This window comes from uncultured Chryseobacterium sp. (assembly GCF_936933875.1).
Lineage (GTDB): Bacteria > Bacteroidota > Bacteroidia > Flavobacteriales > Weeksellaceae > CAKZIK01.
Window position 1 is genome coordinate 24,508 of the sequence record NZ_CAKZIK010000001.1, and the last position, 11,596, is coordinate 36,103.

Annotated in this window: 12 protein-coding genes; 1 reads left to right on the plus strand and 11 read right to left on the minus strand. The window is 35.1% G+C overall.

Features of this window, described 5'->3' with window-relative positions; translation table 11 throughout:
- Nucleotides 1–9: 9 nt before the first annotated feature.
- The 8 genes from Q0252_RS00120 to Q0252_RS00155 form a co-directional block, all read right to left on the minus strand.
- Nucleotides 10–576, minus strand: a complete 567-nt coding sequence (locus Q0252_RS00120; RefSeq protein WP_297982243.1) for an acyltransferase — start codon at nt 574–576, stop codon at nt 10–12.
- A 3-nt stretch (nt 577–579) separates the two neighbouring features.
- Nucleotides 580–1,743, minus strand: a complete 1,164-nt coding sequence (locus Q0252_RS00125) for a glycosyltransferase (protein WP_297982245.1) — start codon at nt 1,741–1,743, stop codon at nt 580–582.
- 261 nt (nt 1,744–2,004) lie between these two features.
- Entirely contained in the window at nt 2,005–3,024 is a 1,020-nt protein-coding gene (locus tag Q0252_RS00130) for a glycosyltransferase family 2 protein (RefSeq protein WP_297982247.1), read from the minus strand.
- A complete protein-coding gene (locus tag Q0252_RS00135) occupies nt 3,021–3,986 on the minus strand; it encodes a glycosyltransferase (protein WP_297982249.1) in 966 nt (321 codons plus the stop codon). Before Q0252_RS00135 ends, Q0252_RS00130 begins: the two co-directional genes overlap by 4 nt.
- Nucleotides 3,979–5,091, minus strand: a complete 1,113-nt coding sequence (locus Q0252_RS00140) for a glycosyltransferase family 4 protein (RefSeq protein WP_297982251.1) — start codon at nt 5,089–5,091, stop codon at nt 3,979–3,981. The genes Q0252_RS00135 and Q0252_RS00140 overlap by 8 nt, the downstream gene beginning before the upstream one ends.
- 75 nt (nt 5,092–5,166) lie before the next feature.
- Nucleotides 5,167–5,799, minus strand: coding sequence for an acetyltransferase (locus Q0252_RS00145; RefSeq protein WP_297982254.1), 633 nt, complete (start codon nt 5,797–5,799; stop codon nt 5,167–5,169).
- 13 nt (nt 5,800–5,812) lie between these two features.
- A complete protein-coding gene (locus tag Q0252_RS00150) occupies nt 5,813–6,895 on the minus strand; it encodes a DegT/DnrJ/EryC1/StrS aminotransferase family protein (RefSeq protein WP_297982256.1) in 1,083 nt (360 codons plus the stop codon).
- Nucleotides 6,896–7,450, minus strand: a complete 555-nt coding sequence (locus tag Q0252_RS00155) for an acyltransferase (protein ID WP_297982259.1) — start codon at nt 7,448–7,450, stop codon at nt 6,896–6,898. It lies immediately after the preceding gene.
- A 74-nt stretch (nt 7,451–7,524) separates the two neighbouring features.
- Here Q0252_RS00155 and Q0252_RS00160 point away from each other — a divergent pair, with 74 nt between their 5' ends.
- Entirely contained in the window at nt 7,525–8,520 is a 996-nt protein-coding gene (locus Q0252_RS00160; protein WP_297982262.1) for a glycosyltransferase, read from the plus strand.
- Nucleotides 8,521–8,523: 3 nt separating this feature from the next.
- Here the strand turns inward: Q0252_RS00160 and Q0252_RS00165 are convergent, their stop codons facing one another.
- The 3 genes from Q0252_RS00165 to Q0252_RS00175 are packed head-to-tail and all read right to left on the minus strand — an operon-like array spanning nt 8,524 to nt 11,519.
- On the minus strand, nt 8,524–9,810 hold the full coding sequence (locus Q0252_RS00165; RefSeq protein ID WP_297982265.1) for a nucleotide sugar dehydrogenase: 1,287 nt from the start codon (nt 9,808–9,810) through the stop codon (nt 8,524–8,526).
- Between the two features lie 6 nt (nt 9,811–9,816).
- On the minus strand, nt 9,817–10,809 hold the full coding sequence (locus Q0252_RS00170) for an SDR family oxidoreductase (protein ID WP_297982271.1): 993 nt from the start codon (nt 10,807–10,809) through the stop codon (nt 9,817–9,819).
- 26 nt (nt 10,810–10,835) lie between these two features.
- Nucleotides 10,836–11,519 carry an NAD-dependent epimerase/dehydratase family protein gene (locus Q0252_RS00175; protein WP_297982268.1) on the minus strand — a complete coding sequence of 228 codons (684 nt, stop codon included), beginning with the start codon at nt 11,517–11,519 and terminating at the stop codon, nt 10,836–10,838.
- Nucleotides 11,520–11,596: the final 77 nt, after the last annotated feature.

An 11,596-nucleotide genomic window follows, 5' to 3' on the forward strand; every position in this document is an offset into this window, starting at 1 on the left:
ATCTATGCTTCATCTATTTTTTACCGGCTTAAATGTGTGGGGGAGGTTTTCTTTTATGTAGGCTTCAAGTTTTGGGCGCTGAAGTTCCAACTCTCTAGGGTACATTACATTGTTTTTCAATGCTTTATCGCCGTATTCTTCAATAGTGCAGATAAATTTTGCAGGAACTCCGGCGTAAACCGAATTTGCTGGCATTGAAGAACTCAAAACCGAACCTGCTCCCAAAATACAGTTATCGCCCATTTCAACACCTGGAAGAATGGTACAGTTATTTCCGATAAAGCAGTTATTTCCGATTTTAATTCTGCCGAAGTTTCTAGCATCGGCATATTTTTCCATCGAACGAATCACATACATTGCGCCGTCGTGATTGATGAAAGTACAATTGGCGGTAATCTTGGTTCTGTCGCCGATTTCAATTAGGTAAGGTTCGGAACCGAATTTTGGGGCTTCAATGAAAATTACGTTTTTCCCAACCTTCAAACCGCGCGCTTTGCAAACCTCGATATAGGCTTTGTCGTAAAAGTTTTGGTACGTGGTGTGAAACTTCAGAAAAAGTCGGTAAAGGAAATTCATCGGTTACTTTTTTGCTAATTTAAGGATGATTTCTTCAACCGCATCGAAAATTTTCTGATTGTCGAACTGCTTTTCAGAATCTTTCAAGTTTTCCTGAATTTCGGAAACCAGATTTTTATCGGTCAGAAACTTTTTCATCGCCTCATAAATTTCTTCAGTTGAGTATTTGATGAGGTAACCGTTTTTGTGATGTTCTATCATTTCAGGAATTCCCCCAACATTGGTAGAAATAATGGGTTTTTGAAGAATTAAGGTATCTGCAATAATCAGAGGCCAACCTTCGGATTCGGATGGCATAATGAAAAAATCTGCATTTTTAACGTAAGGATATGGATTTAGAAGCGAACCCAATAGTTTAAAAGTGTCTTCAACTCCCAATTTTTTCGCCTGATTTTCGAGATTGTCTTTTTCTTCACCGTCGCCAATCACAAAAATTTTATGTGGAAAATCATCTTTCAACAATTGAGCATGTGCATCCATCAATTTATGATGACCTTTTCGAGAATGCAGTCTTCCAACCGTTACAAAAACAGGGTGTTTTGTTTCAAAATCAGGTTTGAATTCTGCAGCTTTCTGTTTGAGTTCTTCGATGGGAATTGCGTTCAGAATGACTTTGTTTTCAGGAAGTTGAATGTTGGGATACGTTTCCAATAAAATATCTTTCGTCTGTTGCGAACCGAAAATAAAATAATCGAACTGCGGAATTTGCTTCAAAATTAACGGAACAGCAGGCTGCAGTTTCGGGAACGTAATGTCGGAATGAAACCACCCGATTTTTATTGACTTTTTGTTCGAAGAATTCAGCAGATCCGAAAACATCGTGTAACCGGTTGCAATTTCTACATCGGCGTCATTTTTCAGTATGAAATTATCAGCGATAGATGGAAAATTTCTGTAAATCAATAATTTAATTCCTCGGAAACTCATCGCCAGTTTGTTCAGCAGAGCATTTTTCGGCATATCTTCTTTGCCTTTTGCCAAAATTTTCACGGGAATATTTTTAGGGATTTCATTTCTTAATTCACCTTGAAGAAGGTTCAAAGCCAAGCGAATATCAAACTTGTTTTTGTCCAAATTGTTGAGCATGGAGAGCAAAACCTTTTCAACGCCACCCATTTCCATGGAACGGTGGCGGAAGAGGACTTTTATTTTTTTGGCTTCGCTCATGCTGTGACAGTTTTTGGAGCCGGTTTTCCAAATTTTCTTCTAATATAATGATTCAAAGGCTCTTCAATATACTTAAATAATAATAATGAAATAATATTTAATAATATGAAAATTAGAATTTTATTTTCAGTAACATATTCAAAAATAATCAATGAAATAAAGCCTAAGTGAATGAGATAAAAAATATAAGAACTCTTTCCTAGATAAATCATTATTTTAGACGAAAAAAACCTTGTTATTATATTTTCCTCTGTCTTTGTATTACTGAACATTGCAACCTATTTCCCGATAATGTTTTCTGAAATTAGCAACCCAATTCCTAAATTCCTTTTTGTCGATTTTTTCATCCAGAAACTGTTCAAAATACTCTAAAGTGAAATCTTTCGGGAAGTTTTGCATCGCATTAAAATCACCTTTAAACCACGCTTCATTAATCTGATGATTGAAAATATTGACATCGAAAGCATCTCCGTATTTATGATACGAATTGGTGGAGGAACTTTGGAAAGTAGTTTTCATCACCTCGGTTTTGGTTCTGCCTAAGAAATTTCGATTATGTCTAAAATTTCTGTAATAGGAAGATGCATTGATCAGTTGGCGCTTTTCATCAACCTTTCCATCCATTTTTTGCCAGGTTTGAAGCCAGTATTCTTTTTTGTAAAGACCCATCAATATTGAAACCAGTGACCAATATTTCTGTTGGGTGTAATTATCAACCAGACCAAGTTTAAATAAAATCGTAAAAAATTTGTAGCGGTTGTTAAAGAACGCTGTCATAACACCTTCATTACCAAGAAATAAACTTTTTGGAAACATCGAGTTAATTTGTTCTGAAACCGACTCAATTTCAAGATTTTCGTCATCTTTTAGATTTCCAAGCCAGCCTAATTTCAAAAGTGAAACATCCAGTTTTTTCATTTCGGTAACTAAATGAATAATGTTGATTTTCTGCGTAAACCAAACGTCGTCTTCGGTCATGATGAAATAGTCGGAACCGTTTTTTGCGGCATCAATCCAAAGGTCAGTTGGAATTTCAAAACCATTGATTTCCTTTCCGGATTTCAGGTTTTCTTCGATGGCTGCAATCTTTTTGGAATAATTTTTTGAGGTAATAATTTCAGCTTCAGGAAATTTTTCCCTGATTTTGTCTAAATATTTTTCCGGTGTTCCATCATCCAGAACCGTCACCTTGAAATTGCCGCGCACAAATTTTTCCACCGACTGCAGGCAGCGGTCCAGATAAAAGGGGCGGTTGAAGGATTTGATGAAGACGTCGGTCATGAAAGTTTTCTGTATAAGAGTGAGGAGATTGCAGATATAGATAGTGGCATATCATTCAAAAATCGCAATAAATAGAAGTTGTTTGAGCTTTGATAAAATACAGATGTTTTGTCCAAAATTTTAGATAAATATTCCCTATTATTGGCCTTCCAAGCATACCTTGCGGCAAAGAGGAGCTCTTGTTCCGAATTTTTATAATTAAAATCCAGAACTTTTTTTAATGATTCAGGATTTAGCAATCCGTATTCTTCAGGAATTCCCTTGAGTCTTTTAAAATAAAATTCTTTTGCTTTTTCTACTAACAAGTTTCGGGTAAAAGTGTCTTCACTGCGCGATACGGAAGTTTTTAGTATTCTGTATTTTAATAGCGGTTCATCTATATTTATGAGTTTTTTTCCTTCAGAGAGTGAACGGAGATAAAAATCATAGTCTTCACATCCTCTAAATTTATCTCGATAAAATAAGCCGCTAACGTTTCTAAACATTATAGTAGGATGATAAATATAATTCCACTTCAGCATTTTCTTTTTTAATTTATCTTCTGAATCTTCTGCTTTAAAATATCCAATCAAATCTCCATTTTCGTCAATTTTTTCAGCGGACGATCCTACTAGAAAAATGTTTGGGTGGCTTTCAAGAAATTCAAATTGTTTTTTTAACCTTTCAGGACTGGATATATCATCAGCATCCATTCTTGCGATATATTTTCCTTGTGCTAAGTTCAGTCCGGTATTTAAATTTTCTACAAAGCCTAAAAGTCCTTTATTTTGTTCTTTTGTTAAGGTCTTTATACGAGGGTCTGAGCTGTAATCTTTTAGGATTTCGTCAGTATTATCCGTTGAACAGTCGTTAATAATAATAAACTCGAAGTCATTGAAGCTTTGGCTGAGGATAGAATCAACTGCCTCATTAAGATACTTTCCTCCATTGAAAACAGACATGATAATTGATATTTCAGGCATTCTTTGAGCTTTCCATTATTTTTATAATAGTATCTGTGTGATGCTTTGCTGTAAAGTTATTTTTGATGAAAACTCTGCCATTTTCTCCCATTTTTTGCAACATCTTTTTGTCCTCTAATAGAATTATGATTTTTTCTGCCATTCCTTGATAGTCATGTTCATTTACCAAGAAGCCAGTTTCGCCATTCACGACTACATCCAAAATACCAGCATGTTTGGTTGATACTACTGGCAAGCCAGCTGCCGAAGCTTCTATAATAACTACGGGTGTTCCCTCGGAATCTCCGTTTGCAGCAGTTACTGAATGTTGTAAAAAAATTGCTGTATCTTGAAATAGCCTGCATTGTTCGGCCTGATTTATACCGCCCATAAAATTTATTCGATTGTTGATTCCGAGTTGTTTTGCTAAAGATTTTGCATCATCCCATAAAGCTCCTTCTCCAACAAAATTGAGTTTTACCTCAGCGAATTTCTTTGACACAATTTCAAACGCCCTTATAGTATCAAGAGGAGATTTAATTTTGACAAACCTACCCATTGCCAATAGGTTAAAGGATTCGTAATTTGGATTAATTTCGAAGAAAAATGGCTTTGCTCCAATAGGGCTATAAACAATATTGTGAAAACCAAAATTTTGAAGTTTTGGAATCATATTTTTTGCGACAGGAACTATATACGAACATTTATTTTCAGCAAGTTTTCTATAGGCCTTGCCATATTTATCTATATAATCTTGTCTATTTATTTCGTGTCCTAAAACGTTTGTTATCATAGGAATGCCTAATTTTTCACAAACCTTGTTAACTGAAGCTCCGGTAGTCAAAAATTCGCAAATAACAAAGTCAATATTATGTTTTTTGAGGTGGTATGATAATATTTTCCCATAATAATAATTAAGTATCCGATCACTTTTAAATGCAAAAATTGTTAATAAGTATCGTATGTATTTTTGCTTTCTTCGTGATGTTCCTTCAGGGAAAATAGGTATATCGGCGCCAAAATACCTTTTAACATCCGGTATATTATTTACATAGCTCTCGCTAAAGACTCCCATAGGGTTATATCTTCCTGGTGTGAGAAATGCGATTTTATTTTCTTTCTTCATTTATATGATTTTGAACATTCATAATTTTATACACAGCAGAAAAATGTTTGTAAATCAAACAATCGTTACCAATAATCATAAATTTTTCTTTATCTCCGCCGGCATTCCTGCCACCATTACATTTTGCGGAACATCATTTCTAACTACAGATCCTGCTGCAACTACTGAGTTTGAGCCAATGTTTACATCAGGAAAAATAATTGCGCCAGCGCCTATACTACAGTAGTTTCCTATTTTGCATCTTCCCAAAAGAGTTGCACCTGGAGAGATTTCCACATATTCGCCAATTTCCACATCGTGAGTTATCAAAGAATTATAATAGACCATTGTCCCTTTCCCAATTTTTACATCATTTGATATTCTTGCTCCTCCTAATATATTACAGCCAGCTTCTATTTGAATATTAAAGGATCCAATTTCTGCATGTTTACTGATTGTGGAACATAATTTTCCTGCTAATTTTTCAAACTTTTCAGTTAAAAATTTTCGCAATCTTGGATTTCCAATTCCAATTGTGAAACGAACATCGGTGTTTGTAAAATATGTTTTGGCTTCCTCTTCGCTTTTTAAAACAGGGAATTTTCCGAAAAGTAAATCCGGAGTGTCCTCGTTTACATCATCATAAAAACACAGATTTTCAGTCTCTCCATTTTGGTGGAGAATTTCCAAAACTTCTTTTGCAAAGCCTTTAGCGCCAATTATCAGCATGATTTCGACTAATTTAATTATTTTGAACTCTCAAAAGATGTCTGCAGATCATATCCACTTCCTCGAAAGTTAAATCATAATACAATGGCAGGCAAAGAACGCGTTTCGAGATGTCATCCGTAATGGGCAAATTTTGTTTTTCCACATACGGAAGAGAAGTAGCAAGCGACGGATAGAAATATCTTCTTGTAAAAATTTCATGCATTTTCAATTGCTCTATACATTTGAGCATGAGTTCTGAACTTTCAAAAACTACAGGATAGTAAGCATAGTTATTGTCAGATTTTTGGTGCCATGTTGGCCTTCTTGCTTTAAAATTTTTGAGCTTTTCATCATATCTTTCGGAAATTTCCTTCCGTTTTTTATGAATTGAATCAATATACCGAAGATTTGTAAGTCCCATCGCTGCATGAAACTCAGAGTTTTTACCATTCAATCCAAGCTCAGCAAAATTTTCCGGACCATCAAATCCAAAGTTTCTGATGTACGCAAGTTTTTTTAGAAGTTCTGCATCTTTTGTGATGATTAACCCACCTTCTCCGGAATGATAAAGTTTTGTGGCATGTAAAGAACAGGTTGAAATATCACCATATTCAAAAACCGATTTTCCATTAACCTCTACACCAAAAGCGTGCGCTGCATCATAAATTACTTTCAGATGATGCTTTTTAGCAACTTCTTCAATTTTTTCGACATTACAAGGATTTCCGTAAACATGTGTTGCTAAAATTCCAGAGGTATTTTCTGTTATTGCAGCTTCAATTTTATTGGCATCAATATTTAGAGAGTTTTCATCAATATCAACAAATACAGGTGTACAGTTTTCCCAAACAATGGAACTAACAGTTGCGACAAAAGAAAAAGGTGTTGTAATAATTTCTCCTTTTAAATCTAATGCCTTTATTGCCATTTGCAATGCAACGGTTCCGTTGGTAACAAAAAGAAGATGATCCAGTTTAAGGAATTCTTTTAGTTTGAGTTCCAAATCATTTGCAAGTGGTCCCATGTTGGTGAGCCACTGTCTTTTCCAAATGCCATCAAGATAACTTTGGTACACTTGCTGTGGCGGTAAAAAGGGTTTGGTAACCGGTATCATTTATAGTAAATTTTCGATATGGAGTTCAGTTTTATTTTTCACCATAGAATTTGGCGGAACATCCTTAAAAATAAGACAACCTGCGCCAATAATACAGTTGTCGCCAATCGTCACGCCTTTTAAAACAGTGACATTGCTCCCCAACCAACAATTTTTTCCAATTTTGATTGGAGCTGTATTGAATTTTTGATGTTCTACTTTAAATTCTGGTACTGTAGAATATTCATGATTATGATCGTAGAGTTTTACGCCTTCTCCAAAAAGGGTATTTTCGCCGATTTCAATTTTTTCTAAACAGTTTATTGAACAGTAATTGTTCATAAAAACACGGTCTTCCAGCACAAGCTCGGCATTGTTTCCTACCAAAACATTATTGTAATTTCGGATATTAATGTTATTTCCGAATTTAATTCTTTTAAGATTGGGATACAGCGAAAAATTACAGTAATCTCCAAATTTAAGATTGGAGCCGATCTCTGATTTAGGATGCCGTTGCAGAATTGCGGTGTTTCTGCCTCTCAGAAATTTCAAAATAAATTTTGAAAATAAATTCATTTATTGTGTTTAAGCTACAAAGATAAGGGTTTCGCAATAAATTGAGTATTTTTGTTGAAATTTCTGAACAAGTGATGAATCCCTTGGTAACTATCGTAATACCCATTTATAAAGTTGAAAAGTTTATAGAAAGATGCCTTCTTTCAGTTGTAAAGCAGTCTTACAAAGAGATTGAATGTATTTTAGTAAATGATGTTAGTCCGGATAACTCAATGGTTGTTGCAGATACTTTCATTAATCAACATCCCGATTTCAATTTTAAAATTATTAATCAGCCTCAAAATTTAGGTCTTTCGATGGCGCGAAATGCAGGGATGGATTTGGCTAAAGGAAAGTATATTTATTTCCTGGACAGCGATGATGAAATTACTGAATTTGCAATTGAACATCTCGTAAAATTAGCCGAAGAAACTGACGCAGAAATGGTTTTGGGACATTCGGTTTGCATTAATGAGGAGGAAGGTTGGAAGAGGGATTATTTTCCGATTAAGGCGGAAAAAGATGTTCTAACGGGAAACCGCGAAATTTTTGAAAATCTGGTTGCAGGTCAGTTTCCGGTAATGGCTTGTGATAAACTGACAAGACTGGATTTCCTTCTTGAACATGAACTCTATTTCGTGAAAGATCTTTTTTCTCAGGATGTTTTGTGGACTTTCCAATGCGCTCAGAAAATGCAGAAAATCGCTTTTCTTCGAGAAGATACCTACCTGTATTATTTTCATGGGGCGTCTATAATTCATAACCGTGGTGAAAAACATTTTGGAAACTGGATCACGATTGCGCAATACATGGATAAAGCCTATCGTGAAGAGAAATATCCTTATATGAAGGACTTAATTCTGAAACATTTGGTTGGTTTCAAAGCGCAAACTTTGGAAATGAACTGGAAAGCAAAAAAAAATGAGCATTTGTGGAAACGCAGCTATTCAGAGTATCAAAAACTGAAAAGCTTGGAGATGAAAGATTATTTTTCAAAAAAATTCACAAAAAAATTGAAGAAGCAAAACCTCTTCAATTCTTTACCTGTTGGTTTGGGCTTTAAAGTTTTTAAATGGCGCTACCAAAGATAGTTTCTACAGCCTTTTTGTGTTTTCTGAACTTGCCAAAACACCTTTCACATCATAAATCACAGCGTTGTCAACTAAAAACTTAGTTAAATCTAAATCTGTAAATTCTTTGTGGGAAACAGCTAAAACAACAGCCTCAAATTTTTCATTCGGAACCTGCTGTGTTGTTTTTAATCCGTACTCGTGCATTACTTCTTCAGGTTTTGCCCAAGGATCGAAAACAGTGACTTTTGTTCCGTATTCTTCAAGATTAGAAATTACATCCACCACTTTTGTATTTCTTACATCCGGACAATTTTCCTTAAAAGTAAATCCAAGAACCAAAACTTTGGAATCTTTCACTTTCAGATTGTTTTGAAGCATTTGTTTTACTACTTCACCTGCAACGTATTGTCCCATGGAATCGTTCATTCTTCTTCCTGCCAAAATAATTTCGGGATGATAACCAAACTCCTGTGCTTTCTGAGCAAGATAGTAAGGATCAACACCAATACAATGACCTCCAACTAATCCCGGTTTAAAGGGCAGGAAGTTCCATTTTGTTCCGGCGGCTTTCAAAACCTCTTGCGTGTCAATTTGCATTAAATTAAAAATCTTTGCCAACTCATTCACGAAAGCAATATTAATGTCGCGCTGAGAATTTTCAATTACTTTTGCAGCTTCAGCAACTTTAATGGATGGAGCAAGGTGAGTTCCGGCTGTTATCACGGATTTGTAAAGACCATCTACTGTTTTACCGACTTCAGGAGTAGAACCTGAAGTTACTTTCAGGATTTTTTCAACAGTATGTTCTTTGTCTCCCGGATTAATTCTTTCCGGTGAGTAGCCTGCGAAGAAATCTTCATTAAATTTTAGTCCTGATATTTTTTCCAGAACAGGAATACATTCTTCTTCTGTAACTCCCGGATAAACTGTAGATTCGTAAATGATGATATCACCTTTTTTCAGAACTTTTCCAACTGTTTCGCTGGCTTTGTACAAAGGCGTTAAAACAGGTCTGTTATTTTTGTCAACCGGAGTTGGAACGGTAACGATATACACATTTGAATCTGCAATATCTTCGGTGTTATTCGTACAATACAGTCCTTTTTCTTCGTAGCTTGGATTAGTTTGAACCAAAGAAGATTTCAATAGTTCGTCTGAAATTTCAAGGGTGTCATCTTTCCCGGATTTCAGTTCTTCAATCCGTTTTTGATTAATATCAAAACCAACGACAGGATATTTTGTTGAAAATAATCTTGCCAGTGGTAATCCGACGTAGCCTAATCCGATAATGGTAATTTTATGTGACATAAAATTTTATTTTAAATTCTCCCAGTACCACTTCACTGCTTCTTTTAAACCGTCTTTCATGGAATGTTGAGGATGGTAATTCAGTAAATTTTTTGCTTTTTCAATGCTTGCCAAAGAATGCGGAACGTCGCCTTTTCTGTAGTCGCCGTAAATTACTTCTACGTCTGCGATTTTAGGATCTAATTCTGTTAAATATTCTTTCAGGTATTTCACCAAATCATTCAAAGTGGTTCTTTCACCAAAAGCAGTGTTGTAAATTTGATTTTGAGCATTTGAGTTTTCTGAAGTGAGCGCCAGAAGATTCATCAAAATAACATTGTCAATGTAGGTGAAATCTCTGGAATATTCTCCACCGCCATTAATTACAGGGCTTTCATGATTCATAAACTGCATGACGAATTTCGGGATTACTGCTGCATAAGCTCCGTTTGGATTTTGTTTCCTTCCAAAAACGTTGAAATATCTTAAACCAATGGTGTCAAAATCATAGGTTCTTTTGAAAACATCTGCGTACAATTCGTTTACATATTTGGTGATGGCGTAAGGAGAAAGTGGTTTCCCGATTCTTTCCTCAATTTTTGGTAACGCTTCATGATCGCCATAAGTTGATGAACTTGCTGCATAAACAAATCTTTTGACTCCAGAATCTCTTGCTGCAACCAACATGTTTAGAAAACCTCCGACATTCACGTCATTACTGGTAATCGGATCATTAATGGATCGCGGAACCGAACCCAATGCTGCTTCATGAAGCACAAAATCCTGGTTTTCGCAGGCTTGTTGGCAGGTTTCAAGATTTCTGATGTCGCCTTCAATTAATTTGAAGTTCGGATTGTTGATGACCGCATCAAGATTTTCTCTTTTTCCGGTTGAAAAATTATCAAGACAAGTTACTTTTGCTCCTAGATTCAATAATTCTTCGCAGAGATTGGAGCCGATAAAACCGGCTCCTCCTGTTACTAAAATTCGTTTATTTTCGAGTTGTTCTTTGAAATTCATCATTTGTCTAAAGTATCCCTAACAAATCAGTTTTTATAATATTTTTCCAGGATTTTGCAAAGATACGCTTCTTTGTGGGTTAATTGGTGGGATTTGAAATAATCCTCAACATCGGGAATATTGATGTCGTAACCGAAACCACTTTTCACTAAATTGAGATCAAGTTTTTTATCGTAAAATCTTTCAATAATTTCCAGAATTTCAATGATGGAGTAGTTTTGCAAATAAGCAACATTGATAATTTTGTTCAGGTGATTTTCGTTGAGTAGTTGATGTGTAATATTTTGAACGTCTTCTGCATCAATAAGATTTCTCGTGGCTTTGGTGTGAACATTAATGGTTTCTCCATTATTTATTGATCTAATAAGGTAATTCATCAAAAGATTTGGGTTTCCGCCCTTTCCAACAGCATTACTCACTCTCAGAATAAGATATTGCTCCACTGATTCTTTGATAAGTTGCTCCATTTTCAATTTGTGCAGAACATAATCACTACCGGTTTTTGATGAGTCATAAATGCTGCAAGTAGAAAAATAAATAAATATTTTCCATGGATTTTCCTGAATAGTCTTCTTAATTAGGTTTTCTTCGCGCAAAAATTCTTCCGGCCTTGTCTCCAAAGAATTAGAAACACCCGAAGCAAAAAATATGACATCTTCTCTGTTGGCATCTTTAAAAAGTGAAGCGATGAGTCCGTTACCGATGATCATTTTGTCAAAGTTTAATATTATAACCCGTTGTGCATTTAGGAATTAAAAAAGAAAAAGATTGTCCATTTGATTAAAAA